Here is a 19,657-nt window from a genome sequence, read left to right as displayed (position 1 = left end):
ATAGCAAACAGAAAAACAGCAGGCTTGGACCTGCTGTTTTTATATCAACATTGTGCGAGGAAGGTATCCTTACGCCATTGGTAGAGAAAGATAACCCCTAAGCCAATACCCCGCATCAACATAAAGCTCGTCATTGCAAACCACAGAGCGTGATTTTCCCACTCGGCGAACAAATAAAAGACAACGAAGAAACTGCTGGTCGCGACAAACATACTATTGCGCATGTCTTTGCCTTTGGTTGCACCGACAAAAATGCCATCCAATAGAAAGCACCACATCGACGCAAGTGGCATCACCACCAGCCAAGGTAGATACACCGCTGCTTGCTGTTGTACAGCCTCAATTGAAGTGATCATGGCGATCAACTGCGATCCCGCCAAACCAAAGAGCGCGGTCAGTCCTAAGCAAATAACCAAACTCCAAAAAAAAGTACCGACAAGTGATGCACTCAATTGTTGCCTATCTTTGGCGCCAATCGCCTTCCCGACCATGGCCTCCATTGCATAAGCAAAGCCATCCATGCCATACGAGATAATCATCAGGAAGCTCATCAGAACCGCATTTGCAGCGACAACCTCATCACCAAAGCTTGCGCCTTGGAACGTCATAAAGCTAAAAGCCGCTTGCAGACACAAAGAGCGTAAGAAAATATCGCGATTCAATTTCACGAAGCGTCCGAACCCGTGTTGAGTGCTGGCTAGCAGCTTTTGAGGTGATGGTAATTGCCTCTCTCGCCAGGTTTTCCAGACACACATGAGACCAAAACCCATGCCTGAGTAGTCAGCAATCACCGATGCCAGCGCAGCGCCTTCTACTTTCCATCCCAAACCAATCACAAACAACAAATCGAGGGCAATATTAGTCACGTTGGTGATGATCACCATCCACATTGGGGCTTTGGAATTTTGCGTTCCGAGCAACCACCCCAACAACACAAAGTTCATTAGCGCAGCGGGGGCACTCCACACACGGATAGAGAAATATTGCATGCCGTAGTGCTTCACTTCAGCACTGGCGTCACTCCAACCAAAGATCAAATCAGCAATCGGGTTATGGGCAATAAAGAAGACTAACGCAAACAGCAGTGCCATGAGTGAGCCTTGCATAAACACCAAGGCAAGTTGCTTTCGGTCTTCACCGCCATAGGACTGCGCCGCCAACCCAGTAGTCGACATACGCAAAAAACCAAGCAGCCAAAATGTCACACTGATCATGGTACTGCCCAGCGCAACACCGCCCAAATACCAAGCGTGGTCTAGATGACCAATCACCGCAGCATCGACCAAACCGAGCAATGGAACAGTAATATTCGACAGCACCATAGGTATCGCTAAAGCTAAGACTTGGCGATGAACTTTTGGATTAGATAAAGGAGAGAAGATTGAATTTGTCACAGGCACCTCATCAGTAAGATCGACGAGTGTACCTGAGCGCTTAACGACTAGCCAATTACCACTTGATATGAACGAGGACTGGCGTGAGGCGATGCTTCAGCATTGGAATCTTATTAAGCCAACGCTGCCAAGCTTTCCAACGAGAACAGAATCTATCGAATGGCGAGAAAGCTTTCACCCACTGTGCCCATGGTAACCATTGCAATATCTGTTCTGCAGGCGCTTCAAAGCCATGAGCATAACGATCAGAGCCAAGCTTTTGTCCCCACTTGGTTTCCGTTAAATCTCCTGCCAACACCATACACAGTTCAGCAGAAACAAAATGTCGACCCAAGGTTTGAATAAATTTCGCGACTTGGCGCTCTGTGCAATCGAGCAGTGCCATTTCACATAAAATGAGTACTGGTGCTTGCTCTGGAATGGCTAACGTCTCTAGCCACGACATTTCATCCACACTGCCACAGCGGTGTTCATAACGTTCATTTTTGTGGAACAAGCGCTGACGCCATACCAAATTTTCCGTCACATCCAGCTCTATCCAATGGCAGCGTCCATTATCCAAACGATAAAAGCGGGTATCCAACCCCGCTCCGACATTGATTATCCAAGCATCGGGATACTGCTGTAAGAAGTGACTAACCTGCTGGTCACAAAGCTGAGTCAGCGTCACGTGCAGCAATTGCTTCTGCGCAATATCACCACTCAAACAATCCGGCGCCATCTTACAGCTCAAACACGCTTTAGCAGCTATCGGATCGTACACCAAGCCATTGTCGACCATGCTTTCACGGCTACGCAATAACAGTGGCTTTAATAAATGGTTAGGAACTTGATGTTTAGACTGAGACATGGGCATTTCCTGCGCCAGAGATAAAACATAGACATTGAAATAGATGATAATGAATATCAATTACATTATCAAGCTTATAAATTGCTCAAAACAAACAAGGTCAAGATGATAAGCAAGCTTTTAGAGGAAGTAGAACAAAGAGAAGAGAAAAGACAAAACAGCCCAGAAGAACTGGGCTGCTTAAACACACTTACATCCAATCGGTATTACGAATAATACCAACGGCTAAGCCTTCAATCGTAAGGTGCTGAGACGTTAAGTCCACTTGAATTGGGGCAAACTCTTCATTCTCAGCATGCAGTAATATGGTTGAACCTTTGCGCTCCAAACGCTTCACAGTCACATCATCATCAACACGCGCAACGACAACTTGACCATCTCTCACGTCTTGGGTCTTATGCACCGCGAGCAAGTCACCATCCATAATCCCGATGTCTTTCATACTTTCGCCATTTACACGAAGTAAGAAATCCGCTTGCGGTTTGAACATCGCAGGATCGACTTGGTAATGCGCTTCTACGTGTTCCTGAGCCAATATGGGCTCACCCGCAGCAACTTGACCAATCAAAGGCAAGCCCTGTTCGTCATTAGCGGCAGAGTCATCAAGTAGGATACGAATCCCACGCGATGCACCTGGGATAATTTCAATTGCTTGCTTACGAGCAAGCGCTTTTAGGTGTTCCTCTGCGGCATTCGCAGAGCGGAAGCCAAGCTCACGCGCAATCTCTGCACGAGTTGGTGGCATTCCGGTATCATCGATTTTACTTTTGATCAAATCGAAGACTTGTTGTTGGCGTGGCGTTAACGGCTTCATGTCTCACCTGTCTTTTTATACAGTTAACTGTGAGTATATCCAGTAAATGCTCAAATGAAAACCCAATTGGTTGTTTTTTAATTTATTTGTGGAGTGCACTTCGTTTGCTGCCCAAGTTCATTATTCATGCGTTTAAAACACCGCCTTTTCAGTTAATCAAAGTAAAGCAACAACTTAGGAGTTCGACTAATTTACAGCCAATAAAATTAAAAGGTTTGACCAGTTTCTGGTATCCTTGCTGCGCTTAAATTTTATCGCCTAGGCTTATTTCTTTTGCCGTACTCATTTCTTTTTCTATAGAAGACATGCAAAGCGGACACTGAAATAAGGTTAGGCCTGTTTGAATACCTATTGAGGCTGTGAACTTTATGTCTTCTGGACAATCATTTTCACGTTCATTACTAAAACTACCTTTATCGGTACTGGTAAAGGGCACCACAATCCCGTCGAACCCGATTGAAGATCTGAATATCGACCTCGCTAAGCCGATTGTATATGCCCTACCGTTCCGCTCGAACGTGGATTTGCTGACACTGCAAAAACAAGCCATGAGCCTTGGTCTGCCTGACCCGCTCAGTCCGCTGGAAATCAATGGCAAAACGCTGAACCGTTTCGTCTTTATCGCTGCGCGTCCAACTGTGATGAACAACGATAATGATGTCCCAACCGACTCTGTCTCTCTGTTCACAGACTTGCTGGAACTGCATAAACTGGACAGTGAATTAGACGTTCAAATGATCCCTGCAACCGTGCTTTGGGGTCGTAAACCAGGTAAAGAAGAAAACCAAAAGCCTTACCTTCAGCCAATGAATGGCCCGCAAAAGGCGAAAGCGGTAATGGCAGCAGGACGCGACTGCTTGGTTCGCTTTAGTCCCGTGGTATCTCTGCGTTATATGGCAGACTCTCACGGTACCGACAGCGCAATTGCGCACAAATTGGCTCGCGTGGCGCGTATCCACTTCTCTCGCCAAAAACTTGCGGCTTCAGGCCCAAACCTGCCACAACGCCAAGTGTTGTTTGCTCGTTTATTGAAATCTCCAGCTATTGAACTGGCGATCGCTGACGAAGCCAAGAGCAAAAATATCTCGATTGATAAGGCACGTAAAGAAGCCCACGACATCATGGATGAAATCGCCGCCGACTTCTCCTACGGTCTAGTGAAAAACGGCGACCGCATCCTGAGTTGGCTATGGACAAAGCTGTACCAAGGGTTGCACATCAATAACGCCTCGACTGTACGTCGTTTAGCGCAAGACGGCCACGAAATTGTGTACGTTCCGTGTCACCGTAGTCACATGGACTACCTACTGTTGTCTTACGTTTTATACCATGAAGGCATGGTGCCTCCGCACATTGCGGCAGGCATTAACCTGAACTTCTTCCCGGCCGGTCCTCTTTTCCGTCGCGGTGGGGCATTCTTTATTCGTCGTAGCTTTAAAGGTAACAAACTGTACTCAACCATTTTCCGCGAGTATCTAGCTGAGCTGTTTGCCAAAGGCTATTCAGTCGAGTACTTCAGTGAGGGGGGTCGTTCACGTACAGGTCGCTTACTGCAAGCGAAAACGGGTATGCTGGCTATGACCATCCAAGCAATGCTACGTGGTCTAAACCGCCCAGTAACACTAGTGCCAGTCTACATCGGTTACGAGCACGTCATGGAAGTAGGCACTTACGCGAAAGAGCTGCGTGGCAAACGCAAAGAGAAAGAAAACGCAGGGCTTGTACTGCGTACTCTGCGTAAACTGCGTAACTTTGGTTTGGGCTATGTGAACTTCGGTGAGCCAATTCAGCTCAACCAATACTTGAACGAGCATGCTCCTGAGTGGACGAAAGACATCGACAGCATGGGTGGTAACAAACCACAATGGATGAATCCTGTGGTCAATGACCTTGCTAATAAGATGATGACGCACATCAACGATGCGGCGGCAGCAAACGCGTTGACCTTGTGTGCAACCGCACTGCTTGCTTCTCGTCAACGTGCACTTTCTCGTGACTCGCTGATCAACCAGATTGAGTGTTACTTAAAGCTACTCAAAAACAACCCGTACTCAAGCACCTCCACTATCCCTACCGAAAGTGCTGAGGAGTTGGTCGATCATGCAATTTCGCTTGATAAGTTCGTGATTGAAACCGATAGCATGGGTGACATCATTTCGCTGGATCGTAGCCAATCGATCCTGATGACCTACTACCGCAACAACATCATCCACTTGTTTGCTCTGCCATCATTAATTGCTCAGATGATCATTCGTCAGCGCAACCTCTCGGTAGAAAAGATTCAAGCGAATGTCGCGCAAATCTACCCATTCTTGAAGAAAGAGTTGTTCTTAAGCTATCAAGAAGACGAGTTGAATGAATTGGTCGTTAAAACACTGCATGAGTTTGCCGATCAGAAAATGATTAGCCTCGATGGTGATAAGCTGGAGATCAATCAGTCGAACAACCAGCCTTTGGTTCTGCTAGGTCGTACAATCACGGAAACACTGCAGCGCTACTCTATCGCGATGAACTTGCTTGTTGCTTACCCAGAGCTCGGTAAATCGGACCTAGAACAGAAGAGCCAAGATATTGCTCAACGTTTAGGACGCTTACACGGTATTAATGCGCCAGAATTCTTCGATAAAGGTGTGTTTACCGCTATGTTCAATACACTCAAACAGCAAAAATACCTCGATAACGATGGTAACTGTGACACGAAGAAAACGCAGCAATTTGCACGATTACTATTCACTCTGCTTTATCCAGAAGTGAAACTGACGATCGAAGAGAGTATTCATCAACTTCAGTCGTAACCGTTTTACCTTCTTCCAAAATAAGAAAAAAGGCATCCAATCGGATGCCTTTTTACTATTTCTTCGCTTACCAAAATGCGACCAATAACCCTATCGCTATCACCATGCCAACATAGTTGTTGTTGAGGAAAGCCTTAAAGCACAACTCCCGCTCACGGTGACGAATTAAGTGCTGCTGATAAACAAACAACGACGCTGCAATCAAAAGGGTCCAGTAGTAACTTTGCCCCAATTGGTAGAACTGCCCTAACCAAACCAACATCGCGAGCGTAATCAGTTGCAACACACCAATAATAAGCTTGTCATGACGACCAAACAAAATTGCCGTCGATTTAATGCCAATCTTTAAATCATCATCGCGATCGACCATCGCATACTGAGTATCATAAGCAATGGTCCATAAAGCGTTAATCAGAAACACAAACCAAACTATCAGTGGTAGCTCCCCGGTTTGTGCAGCCCACGCCATTGGAATTGCCCAGCTAAAAGCTAAGCCTAAAAAGAGTTGTGGAATATGAGTGTAACGCTTCATAAATGGATAAATGAACGCCAACACGATGCCAGCGAAGGATAGCTGAATCGTCAACGGGTTCATGGTCAGCACTAACAAGAATGAGCTGATACCCAAAACCAAAAATAATCCAATCGCTTCTTTTGCTGTCACTTTCCCTGATGGCAGTGGGCGTTGCTTGGTACGTTTTACATGGCCGTCGACTTTGCGGTCAGCAAAATCATTAATCACGCACCCCGCGCTACGCATTAGGAATACACCCAATACAAACACGATAAATACATCCCAACTCGGCATCCCTTGGGCTGAGATAATTAGCGCCCAAATCGTTGGCCACATCAGTAACAGTGAACCAATCGGGCGATCCATGCGCATCAGTTGCCAATATGCTTTGGCTTTTTCTGCGGACATTTACACTGTCTCCTTAGCGTAAACTGGTGAATTAGATAAGAATAACTCGGCGACTAGCATCGGTTTGTGATTCATCCACAACCTTGAGCGTCGCGCTAACAAACGTCCTTCTGGTACGGCTACCCATCCCATTTGCAAAGAGTCCCGCTCAACGTTATCTGCGCTGAACACAGTTAGTCCTAATGGGATATCCCCTTGTTGAGCCAAATCATACTGCTGATCAACTAAGGTTGAGCGAGGAATTAATGTCCGTCCGATAACCCAGTTATCATTGTCACCACACAAAATTACCTCTCGCAGTAAGCAATCTTGTTCGGACAATAACTGGCTTTCGTCCTGTTTTAACGTCGCCGCAGTGACGATCTGATTTTGTAGCAATTCTACCGTTAATGCTTGGCAGTGTTGCTTTAAACGACGTGACAAAGACCCTTGCTCTTCAAGCCAGTGCTTGGCAAATTCATTTGGAAATTCGAATTCTTCGGGGTTTTGCCACTCTACTTCCAATAAAGAAGCAAGATAGAGTGATGTTGGCTGATTCATACTAGTATTCAATTGGAGGCTTTATGCGTACAATAAAGCAACAACTTACCGTCCATAGTAATGTATGTAACCGTAAGTTCCGTTATTTGTTATAGACGGCCCATTGTATCAAGACTGAAGCGATTCGAATATCGCGATCCAGAGAAAGAAAAGTTAGAAATATGTACAAACGTTATATAGCCCAAATTATTTTTGCGTTAACCATACTGTTCGCCGCACCAAGTTGGGCTGAAACGCAAGAAGCTGGACCTAAGTTGGCATACTTTACCCTTGAGCCTGATCTCACTACTAACTTTTACACCAAAGGCAAAAAGTTAGGTTATGTGCAAGTGCGCATCGACATCATGGTAATGAGCCAACAAGATTTATCGATTGTTGAGCATCACCAACCTTTGATTCGCGATGCAGTAATTGAATTACTGGGTAAGCAAACAGAAGATACTATTAAGTCCCTTTCTGGCCGAGAAGATCTGCGCAAAACCTTAGTGACGACCCTCAACGAAACACTTTTGCCCGAAACAGGTAAAACCATCATTGCCGATTTGTTGTTTACAAAATACCTTTACCAATAAACCCAAATCGTTTTGAACATAAAAAAGACCGCTCTTGAGCGGTCTTTTCATTTCAGATTTAGGCTTGCTGTTGGTATTTCATCTTGCCTGAATCAAACAGCGCAATCGCCATCCCCGACAGTAAACCCACCAAGTGAGCGGTGTTTGCAATCGCCATGAACGGCTGCACAAAACCAAGTACTAACCACACCAACATAAAAACGATGATTGGCTTGGGTAGCGTAAGGCCTAAATGTGGCAAGCGGTAACCCAATATCCACAAATAACCAAGCAACGCATAGACCACGCCAGACAAGCCACCGAAGTTTGCCCCTTCAACATAGAATTGGCCAGCCCCAGAAAGCGCTGCCGACACCACAAAGAGTTGCAATAGCTTACCGGAACCGAGACGACGTTCGATGTCGCCACCCAACTGCCACCACCATAGTAAGTTGAACACGATGTGAGTCACTGAAAAGTGCAGTAACGCATGGCTTAGCCATCGCCACACTTGCCATTGTTGCCCCTCAAAGGCCGGGAAGTGCAACAACTTAAACACGCCATTGCCAAAGCCAAACATTTGTAACAAGTAGATGATGGTACACACCGTCATGATCAGCAAAGTCATTGGGCCGGCTTTTGCTTTGACCATGCTCATGATACTCGGGCTAGAATAATGAAAGGTGCTCTTGCGAGTATCGGCAACGTCCCACGAGGCGGCGCTGTATTTTGAATCAGACGGGTTAGCAAGGAACTGCTTAAGTTCGGCTTCCGCTTCTATTTCATGCTGGCTATCAGTCAGCCACAGCGCAAATTGCCCGTCTCCTTCTGGCATCATCTGGATGTCAATTTGGCGAGAGGCCATATAATCAATAAAGGCTTGCGCCATACGTGGATTATTTAACGTTACCAATCTCTTCATTAACTTCTCACTATCGGTAGTTCTGCTCGGTGCCAGGCTTCAAAGCCACCATCCACACTGTACACCTGTTCAAAGCCTTGGTTAACTAAATATTGTGCGGCACCTTGGCTACTAATGCCGTGGTAACACATCACCAGAATGGGTTGTTCGAACTCCACTTCATCCATAAACGCAACGATCGTATCGTTGGTTAAGTGATACGCGGACTCCGCATGCGCAACGGCAAACGATTGAGGGTCACGGATATCTACAAGCTTCGCATCACCCTGCTCGAGCAGCGCTTGCGCACCTTGTACATCGATATGCTTAAACTGATCCATTTACTTTCTCATTGTCTTATTAATATACCCAAGCAACCTCGAACCTAACGTGCTAATCAGCACACGTGGTACAGCATAAAATCTATATTTGAAGCCGCTTGGGTATACTGCCGCTATTGTAACCTATCCAACGGCAAACTTAGACACATGGATAATCCGGGTTTTCAAAAGTGTACACATTCCAACCATTTGTGGATAAAGCTGTGAATTGCGTTGATAAAGTGTATTTGGATCTTTTGATCCACAATATGTAGTGATGATCCTGATCTAACTGTGTGTATATCTATAACTATCCCCAGATGGGAAAATGCTTGAATCCCTTATTTTGTCCGGGTTTCGAACAGTTGATAAATAATTACTTCACAGAGTTATACACAGGTAGCACATAAAATATGGATCGCAAACGCTATCGATTTTCGATCGACAATAAAAAAGCCGAGATCACATGATCTCGGCTTTCTATGAAAATCTTACTTCCAATTAGCAGTAGAAATTAAAATTCACCCACGGCCAATTTTAGTTTCTTCATTGCGTTTTTTTCTAGCTGACGAATACGCTCGGCAGACACACCAAACTCATCAGCTAAGTCTTGCAATGTTGCTTTCTCATCATCTAACCAACGAGAACGCACGATACGCTGACTACGTTCATCTAAACTCGCTAATGCATGACCCAAGCGATTGTTGGTGTGCATTTCCCAGTTTGCAGCTTCGATGTTGTCAGCCACATCAGACGATTTGTCTTCTAGGTACAGCATCGGCGCTGTGTAAGCGTTTGAGCTGTCGTCTTCATCAGTTGGCATATCAAAGGTTGAATCCACCGCCGCTAAGCGTGATTCCATCTCGCGAACTTCAGAAGGCTCAACACCTAACTCACGCGCAACGGTTTCGACTTCACCGTTGTTAAACCAACCCAAGCGCTTTTTCGACTTACGCAAGTTGAAGAACAACTTACGTTGCGCTTTAGTGGTCGCAATTTTCACGATACGCCAGTTACGTAGCACGTATTCGTGGATCTCTGCTTTGATCCAGTGGACAGCAAAAGACACCAAGCGAACCCCTACTTCTGGGTTAAAACGCTTAACGGCTTTCATTAGACCGATGTTACCCTCTTGCACAAGGTCCGCCATTGGCAAACCGTAGCCAGAGTAACCACGAGCAACGTGAACAACGAATCGTAGGTGCGAAAGAATTAGACCTTTTGCAGCCTCAATCTCACCTTTGTAGTGTAATCGTTCTGCCAGCTCACGCTCTTCGTCTGCAGTCAGCATTGGGTAGCTGTTTACTGAGCGAATATAGCTATCAAGGCTATCTTGCGTGACTAGAGCCATCGGATACGCTTCTTTTGTCATTCAATTCCTCATCAATCTCTGATCTGGAGCATTACATTGCAAATTTAGCTTCGATATCTTGAACTCAAAATGAACAAGTTTCAAGAAGGGGAAGCAATTATCCATAAACATTCGGTCTAAACAAGGGATCCAGATTAGCTAGTGCTAATAAAATCCAAGTAGTAAGACCTTCATCACTTAAACTGGTTCAATTTCTTTTAAATGTCGTTGCGCCGAAAAGCGCGCCGCAATGCATCCCAAAAGACTACCAATGATGATTAATAGCAAAGATTCATCCCAGCTTAGACCAATCAGGCGAAACTGGCTGTCGTACAATGCAGCAAGATCTTCCACCGCACTATTCATAACAATGGTCACTAAAGCCGTTACCAACCACGCGATGGTGGCACCTAATACGCCAAACCACATCCCCGTGTACAAATAAGGGCGCAGAATAAAACTGTCCGTTGCACCGATCAGTTTCATGGTTTGAATCTCTTCTTTATTCGCCAGCACATTAAATCGCAACGTGTTGCCAACGATTAAAAATACCGCACCGAGCATCAACACTGTCAGAGTAATGACAATAATACTCGCGAGAGTTTTGATCGCATCAAGACGCGCCAGCCAGTCTTCGTCAAGTCTCACATCGGTCACGTCTTGTTGCTCTCGAACGTCTTTGGCTAATGACTGAATATCACTTTTTAGCTCCGAGGCTGGCGTAATCACCAACACACCGGGTAGCGCATAGCCACTTAAAAGGCTGATAGCCTGATCGAATCCTGCATATTGGCTCAAATCAGACAGACCTTGCTGTGGAGAAATATATTCTACTTCTTTTACCAAAGGCCAAGTTTCAATTTGATCTTTGAGAACCATCACACGTGCATCCGGCATGCCTTCTACTAAGTAAGCACTAACTTGCGAGGGAGATGCCACATCTTCCGCGGCACCCGCGACGTTTTTGCCCAGTAGATACAAACAAGCTGGCATAGCAAGTGCCATTGAAATCACGGCTAGGGTCAGGATATTACCTAAAGGTCGTTGCCATAAGGCGCTAAAAGAGGATTTTGCTTGTTTTGCGTGGACAGAGAAAAAACCATCGGTATTTGCACGCTTGGCACTGCGGCCTTTCCCCTTCTTTTGGGAGTGCTTGTTACCTGCCATAGTCTTCTACCTCACTTAGGAAGCCTTGGTTTAATTCAAAATGACGATACTGTGGGCGAGTGTTTACTAACCCCACATCGTGCGTGGCGAGTAAGATGGTCACTCCAGCACGATTAAATTCTTCGAACAAACGCAATACGCGATTGGATAGTTCGGGATCGAGGTTACCTGTCGGCTCATCAGCCACCAGCAACGTTGGTCGATTGACCACGGCACGGGCAATACCGACGCGTTGTTGCTCACCACCAGAAAGTTGACTAGGTAGGCAACGAGCTTTATCGAGTAAGCCCGTTTTATCTAACGCCGCAGAAACACGGCGTTTGATTTCGTTTTCAGAAATCGATTCGATACGCATTGGCAGAGCGACATTGTCGTACACACTGCGATCCATCAATAGGCGATGATCTTGAAAAACAATCCCAATATTGCGGCGCAAAAAAGGGATGTCTTTGCTTGGAATGCGCGTGATATCGTGACCATTAAAATGGATTTTTCCATCGGTCGGGCGCTCTATCGCACAAATCAATTTCAGCAAGGTACTTTTACCAGCCCCGGAATGCCCGCCTAAAAACGCCATTTCACCGCGCCTCAGGTGAAAATCGACTTTTTGCAGTGCTTGTCGACCACCTCGGTAAGCTTTGCTCACTTGCTGAAATTTGATCACCGTTGATTTCCTCTAACTCTTTTTATTCTTCACGACTAAACAGTGCGTCAATAAACTCTTGAGTTTCAAATGGACGCAAGTCTTCGATACCTTCACCCACACCAATGTAACGAATTGGAATACCAAACTGATCGGCAATAGCGAAAATTACGCCGCCTTTCGCTGTACCATCCAGCTTAGTCAAAGTAATCCCGGTTAGAGGGGCAACATCACTGAAAAGTTTCGCTTGGCTGATGGCATTTTGCCCTGTACCTGCGTCTAGCGTCAGCATGATCTCGTGTGGTGCAGAGTCATCAATTTTCTTCATCACACGTACAATCTTACGCAGCTCTTCCATTAGGTTCGCTTTGTTCTGTAAACGACCCGCGGTATCGGCAATCACAACATCCACACCACGTGCTTTTGCCGCTTCAATCGCATCATAGATAACAGAAGCACTGTCTGCGCCAGTATGCTGGGCAATCACAGGAACGTTGTTACGTTCACCCCACACTTGTAGCTGCTCAACCGCTGCGGCACGGAAAGTATCGCCCGCTGCAAGCATCACTTTTTTGCCTTGAGTTTGGAACTGCTTGGCAAGCTTACCGATGGTCGTGGTTTTACCCACGCCATTTACACCCACCATTAAGATAACGTAAGGCGTTTTGTTGCTATCGATTTCTAGTGGCTGCTCGACTTTAGAAAGAATCTCAGCCATTTCTTCTTTCAACAAACCATAAAGGGCTTCGCCGTCTTTCAGATCGCCACGTGTGGCTTTTTCTGTCAGGTTGTTGATAATTTTTGTTGTGGTATTCATGCCCACATCAGCAATAAGCAGTTGCTCTTCTAGCTCTTCAAATAAGTCTTCATCGATTTTCTTACCGCTGAACAGACCGAAGAAGCCAGCGCCGATGTTTGCTTTTGTGCGGCTTAGGCTGCGTTTGAGGCGAGCAAAAAAGCTCTCTGTTGGCTTTTCTTGTTCTTGAACGCGAGGTGCAGCAGGCACTTGAGGCTCTTCTGCTTCTGCTTCTGCTTCTGCTTCTGCTTCTGCTTCTGCTTCTGCTGGGGCAGCCTCCGCTTTTTTCGATTCTTCTTCAAGTTCTGGCGTTGCTTCCGCTTGCTCAGCAGCCGCGTCGGTTTGCTGCTCTTCAGAAGGCGCATCCACTGCTTCTTCTTTTACTGTTTCTTCAGTTTTTGGTTTTGGGCTTTGTTCTTCGTCACCAAAACCTAGCCACGAAAGTAATCCGCGCTTCTTTTTTTCCGTCATCTGGGGCTATCCTAGATTGTTCTTTTATCTATTAATGACTCTTTTTTGACAAGATTATTATCTGTCTAAAAAAGGCTAATGACAAAGTTGTGAAAACTTTCCGATTAGGTAATTCTAATCTTATTAGTGTTACACTCTGTCATCTTGAATATTCTGGGCTGTATCCAAGCTCCAAGCTCACGGCTTGGGCGATTAGATATAGTATCACTTTATTAGCGGTCAAAAAATCTATGGTAAGACGTCGCCAGCAAAACTCATCACAAAAAAAGCCAACAACGGGCTTTGTTCGCATTATTAGTGGCTTATGGAGAGGCAGAAAACTTCCTGTACACGATGCTGAAGGCTTACGCCCAACGACCGATCGCGTCAAAGAAACGCTATTTAACTGGCTGGCTCAAGATGTGCCGCAAGCAAAATGTCTCGACTTATTTGCCGGCTCCGGCGGCTTAGGCTTTGAGTCAGCTTCGCGCCAAGCAGAGCAAGTGACCATGGTTGAGCTGAACCCACAAGCTTTTCAGCAATTACAGAAGAACGTGGCATCTCTTAACGCGAACAACATCCAAGTAGTGAATACAGATGCCTTGAGCTTTTTAAAACAGCCGGGTACTGCGCATCATGTGGTGTTTATTGACCCACCGTTTCGCAAAGGTCTGTTGGATGAGACCGTGGCTCTGCTAGAACAAAATGGCTGGCTCGCGGAAGATGCGATGATTTATATTGAAACAGAAAAAGAACTCAATATTGCCGACTTACCAGAAAACTGGCAATTACATCGAGAAAAAACAGCAGGCCAAGTGAGCTATCGTCTGTATGAACGTACCTCCGCATAACGCCTCGATTTAAAAGGACACTTAAATGAAAGCACTAATTATGCTGGCCAAAGCGGCTATCGCCTTTGTTTGGTTAGTATTGATCCTCAATATTTTTATGCCGTTTCCCGGCAATGCCGCGATTGCGCTGTACATCATGACCGCTTTTTTATTCATCATGCACGGTTTACAAATGGCCATCTTCATTGGCGCATTTGGCGACAAAATTAAAATGAGCAGTTGGGAAAAATATTCCATCCTGATCTTTGGTATTTTTGCCCTGCTCGATATTCGTCGAAAACACATGATGTAATCGCCCAAATACTAAAAAGCCGCTCACAAGAGCGGCTTTTTTATTACGTTTATTCCATCACCCAAGATAGCTCTTAACACCATCCAAAAACATTTGAGTAGAGATCATCACCAGCAACAAGCCCATTAAACGCTCTACCGCTTTTAAGCCACGCTCGCCCAACAAACGATTAAAGAAGCCATAAAACATTAGAATAAAAAATGTTGCGCCCCACGCAATCACAACTGATGCGGACATTTCCAACATTTTTTCTGGATGCTGTGAAGATAGCAAAAGCAATGCTGCAATCACGGAAGGGCCGGCGATCATAGGAATGGCCATCGGAACAATAAAGGGCTCCTCGCCTGCCGCCAGTCCAGTGATGCTGCCAGCGCTCGGAAAAATCATCTTAATCGCGATAATGAAGAGAATAATGCCACCTGAAATACTGAGCGTTTCTGGCTGGACATGCAAAAAACTTAAGATGCTTTGTCCTGCAAACAGAAACAACATCAAGATTAGTAAGGCAAACAGTAGTTCACGAATCAATACCTTACGGCGACGCTTAGGATCGATGTGCTTGAGAATAGACAACACAATCGGCAAATTACCGAGAGGGTCCATGATTAGAAACAGCATGGTCGCTGCAGAAAGAATGTCCATATTCTGGCCTCACCTAAAAAATGGCGGCCAGTGTATAGCAAACTGACAACGTGAGTACATGGCTGAGGGCGAAAACAGCATATTCACCCTCGCATTATAGCCGCCGTTTAGTGATTGCAGACACGCGCCATATTGACCACAAACTTACCTTCAAGCTCACGGATTTTGTCGCGCTTGAGCAAAAATGCTAGCAATGCATCTAAGTCTAGATCATTCAGTTTACAGGTGTGAAAGCGAACGGTGTTGCCAAAGTGCTGTGCCAGCGCTTCGCGATCCATTGGCGTTTCTCGAAGTAGGTTTAGCAGCTCGTGGGCATGGATTTCACTCATTATTGACTCCAGTCATCAAGAACAATACGTCCAGTTTACTGAAATCTTCGGGAGCTGCTTTGACTTAAATTAGTAAATGATAGAGGCAACAATGAGGGCGTGGGCAAAGAAGTAGCTACCACTTACCCACAAATAGGCGTGTTTCATCGGTTTTCGGTAACCGTGTATCGCATACGCCAACGCCGAATAGGTCAAAACTAGGGTTCCGCTGAAACCGATAGCATTGGCATAGCTCGGGGCCTGCAACCAAACTTCACCCGCCGCCCAAGCAAGCTGAACCAACATCATCCCCATGATCACAACAGGAAACACCAGAGAGTCGAGTTGAGGTAGCAACAAAAAGAACGCCACGATACTCGCTGCGAGCAGTAGGGCCAACAGCCACCAGACAATCTCACCATTAAGCTGCACCCAAAATGACTTGCTGTAGCACACCTGAGCAAGCAAATACGCAGCAAAGTAAATTAGCTTACGAGTTTTAAACGAGTGCAGCGTATCTGCCACCATAGAAACAATAAGCCCACCCGCAATCCAGTAGGTATATGTTGCGGATGCGCCTTGAGTTAACACCAACACAAGAAGAAGTAGCAGAGTAAAGATTTTAAACACGAGGGATTGTGTCGGGTTAGCTTGTTTTGCTCCCAACACGGAATACACACCTGATAGCCCTATCGCCAGCCAACTCCACATGCCGTATACACCTTTTACTTAAACTCGCCGCTAGTCTAGGTAGACCAGTTTTGATGTAAAGACACAATCTGCGAAAGTTGGATCTCGCTAGCGATTCGAAACATTTTGTAACCCTCAGTCTGCACAACAATTAAGTCGATGAGCCTTAATGACGGCCATAAATATGGGGCAGAGCCCTATCCCATGAGCCAAGTTCATCAAATCACACGGCACAATAACCCGCGCTTAGTCAGGCCATTTAACTAAAAAGCAGCCCAATGGCCTTGGTAACCCATCACGTCAAAAACTGATGACTAAACCATCAGACTGTATACATCACAGGCAACAAGAATAAATAACAGACACAAAACAGAAAATCGTCTTGGTAGCGAGCTAAGATAGTAGAAACCACCGATGAACAGATTAGAACAACATGAAAAATCAAACTTAACTCAATAACAAAAACATCAAATAACGAACGTAAGCTAATGATAAATAAAGCCACATTATCAATAACCATCGAAAACACCGACTTCATAAACCATCAAATCACTAAACACTTTTTAAGCCCATATTTTCTCATTAGATAAGAAAATTCCCCTTCCACACCTCAACTCAATGATGCACCTCCATAGCACATCTTTTTATTTTCTCAATTTTTGAGAAACACAGACAAAATCGGCAATCAACATACCAACCGAAACAAAAAACAATTTCCAAGCCAACAACAAACCAAGATTGACACTTTAAAATCATACACTTAAACAAAATACGAACAACAATCACACAATACGAGCATTTTAAATACAACACAAAAAACACAGTTTCATTAGTCAAAAACACGTAAAAAAAGACAAGTTAAGTGTATTTTTTGAAAAGATTATCGAGCATATGTTGATCAAACCCCAAAAACAGTGCTATATTAAATTCATCGAGTTCATCAAAGATTAAGGGGTAGTGTTATGATTTCATCTTCTCAAAAACAAGGGCTGGTAATGATTGCAGTGGTTGTGGGTTTAATGACACTGCCAATGATGTACTAACCTACTGATTAAAAATAAAAAAGGACGCAAATGCGTCCTTTTTTATTTATCTGTGTTTTTCTACTGTATGTGTTTGGACAAGATATCCCAATGCATATAGTAGAAACCAAGAGCGGCGAGCGTAATCAACGTCATTAGCAAAATTGCTGCACGCCAAATAAAACGAGAGCTTCTTGGCGTTAGCTCTTTTTCACAAGCGTCACATGCCGCCATAAAGCCTTTCCGATCATCCAGCTTATAATCGTCTTCGTGAACCACTTTATTACGCACAGTAGCGATAAAACGAAGCTTCGCTATCACGTCATGTGGTAAACGTTCTTCACAACTATTAATAAGTTGGTGTAACCCTTTCCCTTCTGCATGGTACTGAGTACGCAAAAGTTTTTCGATCGTTCGGGTACGCATGACTACTTTTTCAATATCTGACATCGTAACCCTCCTTACCAGACCCTTCCCGTGTTCGTTATTTTTATTCTTCTATAAATTTAGAGCTTTTTCGAGCCGTTAAGTGCAATTTTACTTTCAATTTGTGCCCTTGAGCGCATATAGCCAGACAAGTGAAAGCTGCTTAGTTCAGCTTTAGTGACGTAGCTTGCAGATGAAGCAACGATTTCATCGCGTCCCCATTGAGGTAAACCGTGAAGTGCGCCGAATAAAATTCATGTCCCTTTCATTAGATTATGAATAAGTTATCTCAACTCATCGTTTCATCAATGAGTTCTGTAGAATAGAGCTCAATGAAACATCGGAGGTTAACATGCCAATCTCACTTATTGTCGCCCTGTTCGCCCTTATTGCTTTGGGCGCATGGGTATTTTTTCGTTTCTATAGCAAGCACTATGTGGGCGAAGACGCTCCAGAACAAAGTGCACAGGTAACTATTTTAGATAAGCAAGCTATCGACGTCCCAGATGCACCACCAGGCCAAGACGACCAAGAATATTGGATTTATGTCCAACGCGGTTCTATTGGCCCTAAACGAGAGTTCCAAATTGGAGTGCACTACTACCATGCACTCAACCCTGGAGATAAAGGAACGCTAACCTATCGTGGTAACAAATTCCTTCACTTCGCCATCAAACGTTAAGGCAGTAACCAACGAGTCTTGGCAGAGCGAGAAAAGAGATAGCTCATCGCCAAGGCTCCAGCTCCACTGATAATGATCCAGACTGGAATCACCCATGCGGGATGTCCGGTGTACCAACCAAACGCTTTCATCGGCCATAAGAAAATTGGGTGAAGTAAGTAAATCCCCAAGCTGTGCTGACTGATCACACTCACCACTTTTTGTACTTTTGGTGACAAGCCTTCCCCAAAGTAACGACCGATCATGAAAATCATCGAAGCCGCTAGAATGACATTCAGTGTTTTGTAAGAAAGCCAGCGTCCAACCGTGTACTTCTCCGCCTCTAAACTGTTCGTCACGACCATAGTAAATGTCACAGCCAACGCGACGAGGCCAAACCCTGTAAATAAGGTCACCATAGAGCGGTTCAAAGGCACTTTTTGAAATAGAACATAACCCAGAGGAAGGTAACCCATGTAGAGCCACATTTGGTTACTCCACGGACCATCAATCTTGAACAAAAACAGCGTGCTGGTGAAAAGCCAAAATGCGAGATAGGTATACAACACATTGTCATCAACGTTGCGTACCATCCATTGGAACAACGGAATCACAAAATACAGCGGTATAAAGTAATAGAAGAACCCTAGGTGGTAATACGTCGCGTGGAATGGGCTATTGCTCAATACCTCTTTTACAGTTTCAAAGTCAAACCCTTGAGCCGTCCAGCCAGAGAGGTATGCATAAAACATCGACCAAATAAGAAATGGGACTAAGACTTTGCCTAAACGCCTTTTGATATAATACTTACCGTCAAATGGTCGAGTGTCACTGAGCATCAACGCTCCGGTGATCAGAATGAAAACTGGCACCGCCCAGCGGGTAACGCTATTAACGCCTACCGCCGTCAACCATTGGTCAAACGGGATCACTCCTAACTCATTTCGATAAGGGGCCAAGACGTGAATGGCGATCACTGCCACCGCAGCAAAGCAGCGCAATAAATCAAAAAACAGAACCCTTTCTCTCATACCTTTCCCTACTTTGAGTCGCTTATCGTTTATAGCATAGGGTAAATCTCAGCCAGTGAAATGGTTAACAATCTGTTTTTGCTTATTTTTAACGCAACAATGACCTACAACGGGGATTTCATCACCACTCTAATCAATTAACGAGAACCAAACATCAGCATTCACTCTCGATGCCAAACCCACACAGTTTGATTACATCAACGGCGCATAAGAAACAAAAATGGCTCCGATTTGGAGCCA

Annotated in this window: 21 protein-coding genes; 5 read left to right on the top strand and 16 right to left on the bottom strand. The window is 45.0% G+C overall.

Features of this window, described 5'->3' with window-relative positions; translation table 11 throughout:
• Positions 1–44 precede the first annotated feature (44 nt).
• From dinF to lexA, 3 genes are all read right to left on the bottom strand, one after another.
• Positions 45–1,394 (bottom strand): MATE family efflux transporter DinF, encoded by a 1,350-nt coding sequence (gene dinF / locus VEA_RS02745; protein WP_012841300.1) that lies wholly within the window; start codon positions 1,392–1,394, stop codon positions 45–47.
• Positions 1,395–1,449: 55 nt separating this feature from the next.
• Positions 1,450–2,244 (bottom strand): class I SAM-dependent methyltransferase, encoded by a 795-nt coding sequence (locus VEA_RS02740; protein ID WP_005393777.1) that lies wholly within the window; start codon positions 2,242–2,244, stop codon positions 1,450–1,452.
• Positions 2,245–2,434: 190 nt separating this feature from the next.
• Positions 2,435–3,058, bottom strand: coding sequence for a transcriptional repressor LexA (gene lexA, locus VEA_RS02735; protein WP_005393778.1), 624 nt, complete (start codon positions 3,056–3,058; stop codon positions 2,435–2,437).
• 368 nt (positions 3,059–3,426) lie between these two features.
• Between lexA and plsB the strand changes: the two genes are divergently transcribed.
• Positions 3,427–5,853 (top strand): glycerol-3-phosphate 1-O-acyltransferase PlsB, encoded by a 2,427-nt coding sequence (gene plsB / locus VEA_RS02730; protein WP_006742756.1) that lies wholly within the window; start codon positions 3,427–3,429, stop codon positions 5,851–5,853.
• A gap of 67 nt (positions 5,854–5,920) precedes the next feature.
• Here the strand turns inward: plsB and ubiA are convergent, their stop codons facing one another.
• Positions 5,921–6,775, bottom strand: coding sequence for a 4-hydroxybenzoate octaprenyltransferase (gene ubiA, locus VEA_RS02725; RefSeq protein ID WP_005393780.1), 855 nt, complete (start codon positions 6,773–6,775; stop codon positions 5,921–5,923).
• A complete protein-coding gene (locus VEA_RS02720; RefSeq protein ID WP_005393781.1) occupies positions 6,776–7,315 on the bottom strand; it encodes a chorismate lyase in 540 nt (179 codons plus the stop codon).
• Between the two features lie 161 nt (positions 7,316–7,476).
• On the opposite strand from VEA_RS02720, the gene VEA_RS02715 reads away from it, so the two are divergent.
• On the top strand, positions 7,477–7,887 hold the full coding sequence (locus VEA_RS02715; RefSeq protein ID WP_005393783.1) for a flagellar basal body-associated protein FliL: 411 nt from the start codon (positions 7,477–7,479) through the stop codon (positions 7,885–7,887).
• Positions 7,888–7,945: 58 nt separating this feature from the next.
• Here VEA_RS02715 and glpG read toward each other — a convergent pair whose 3' ends face one another.
• From glpG to ftsY, 6 genes are all read right to left on the bottom strand, one after another.
• Positions 7,946–8,788: a rhomboid family intramembrane serine protease GlpG gene (glpG, locus tag VEA_RS02710; protein ID WP_006742755.1), complete on the bottom strand. Its 843-nt coding sequence runs from the start codon at positions 8,786–8,788 to the stop codon at positions 7,946–7,948.
• Positions 8,788–9,108 (bottom strand): thiosulfate sulfurtransferase GlpE, encoded by a 321-nt coding sequence (gene glpE / locus VEA_RS02705; RefSeq protein ID WP_005378691.1) that lies wholly within the window; start codon positions 9,106–9,108, stop codon positions 8,788–8,790. Before glpE ends, glpG begins: the two co-directional genes overlap by 1 nt.
• Positions 9,109–9,601: 493 nt before the next feature.
• Positions 9,602–10,459 carry an RNA polymerase sigma factor RpoH gene (gene rpoH / locus VEA_RS02700; RefSeq protein ID WP_005378693.1) on the bottom strand — a complete coding sequence of 286 codons (858 nt, stop codon included), beginning with the start codon at positions 10,457–10,459 and terminating at the stop codon, positions 9,602–9,604.
• A gap of 177 nt (positions 10,460–10,636) precedes the next feature.
• Positions 10,637–11,605, bottom strand: a complete 969-nt coding sequence (ftsX, locus tag VEA_RS02695; protein WP_005393793.1) for a permease-like cell division protein FtsX — start codon at positions 11,603–11,605, stop codon at positions 10,637–10,639.
• A complete protein-coding gene (gene ftsE, locus VEA_RS02690; RefSeq protein WP_005393800.1) occupies positions 11,595–12,269 on the bottom strand; it encodes a cell division ATP-binding protein FtsE in 675 nt (224 codons plus the stop codon). Before ftsE ends, ftsX begins: the two co-directional genes overlap by 11 nt.
• Positions 12,270–12,291: 22 nt before the next feature.
• Complete coding sequence (gene ftsY / locus VEA_RS02685; RefSeq protein WP_006743021.1) at positions 12,292–13,515, bottom strand: signal recognition particle-docking protein FtsY; 1,224 nt, start codon at positions 13,513–13,515, stop codon at positions 12,292–12,294.
• A gap of 230 nt (positions 13,516–13,745) precedes the next feature.
• On the opposite strand from ftsY, the gene rsmD reads away from it, so the two are divergent.
• Complete coding sequence (gene rsmD / locus VEA_RS02680; RefSeq protein ID WP_012841297.1) at positions 13,746–14,345, top strand: 16S rRNA (guanine(966)-N(2))-methyltransferase RsmD; 600 nt, start codon at positions 13,746–13,748, stop codon at positions 14,343–14,345.
• A 25-nt stretch (positions 14,346–14,370) separates the two neighbouring features.
• The gene (locus VEA_RS02675; RefSeq protein WP_005378704.1) at positions 14,371–14,637 is read left to right on the top strand and encodes a DUF1145 domain-containing protein; all 267 of its coding nucleotides are present in this window, start codon (positions 14,371–14,373) and stop codon (positions 14,635–14,637) included.
• Positions 14,638–14,694: 57 nt separating this feature from the next.
• Here VEA_RS02675 and VEA_RS02670 read toward each other — a convergent pair whose 3' ends face one another.
• From VEA_RS02670 to VEA_RS02650, 4 genes are all read right to left on the bottom strand, one after another.
• The gene (locus VEA_RS02670; RefSeq protein ID WP_005393807.1) at positions 14,695–15,279 is read right to left on the bottom strand and encodes a YhgN family NAAT transporter; all 585 of its coding nucleotides are present in this window, start codon (positions 15,277–15,279) and stop codon (positions 14,695–14,697) included.
• A 107-nt stretch (positions 15,280–15,386) separates the two neighbouring features.
• Positions 15,387–15,608, bottom strand: a complete 222-nt coding sequence (locus VEA_RS02665) for a YecH family metal-binding protein (RefSeq protein WP_005393809.1) — start codon at positions 15,606–15,608, stop codon at positions 15,387–15,389.
• 69 nt (positions 15,609–15,677) lie between these two features.
• A complete protein-coding gene (locus VEA_RS02660) occupies positions 15,678–16,298 on the bottom strand; it encodes a lysoplasmalogenase (RefSeq protein WP_006743019.1) in 621 nt (206 codons plus the stop codon).
• A 1,082-nt stretch (positions 16,299–17,380) separates the two neighbouring features.
• Positions 17,381–17,749 (bottom strand): hypothetical protein, encoded by a 369-nt coding sequence (locus VEA_RS02650; RefSeq protein WP_005393815.1) that lies wholly within the window; start codon positions 17,747–17,749, stop codon positions 17,381–17,383.
• 328 nt (positions 17,750–18,077) lie between these two features.
• On the opposite strand from VEA_RS02650, the gene VEA_RS02645 reads away from it, so the two are divergent.
• Positions 18,078–18,407, top strand: a complete 330-nt coding sequence (locus VEA_RS02645) for a DUF2500 domain-containing protein (RefSeq protein WP_012841295.1) — start codon at positions 18,078–18,080, stop codon at positions 18,405–18,407.
• Here VEA_RS02645 and VEA_RS02640 read toward each other — a convergent pair.
• Entirely contained in the window at positions 18,404–19,417 is a 1,014-nt protein-coding gene (locus VEA_RS02640; protein ID WP_005393819.1) for an acyltransferase, read from the bottom strand. The genes VEA_RS02645 and VEA_RS02640 overlap by 4 nt on opposite strands.
• Positions 19,418–19,657: the final 240 nt, after the last annotated feature.

It is taken from the genome of Vibrio antiquarius (genome assembly GCF_000024825.1).
GTDB lineage: Bacteria > Pseudomonadota > Gammaproteobacteria > Enterobacterales > Vibrionaceae > Vibrio > Vibrio diabolicus.
This window is presented reverse-complemented; position numbering and strand designations above follow the sequence as displayed.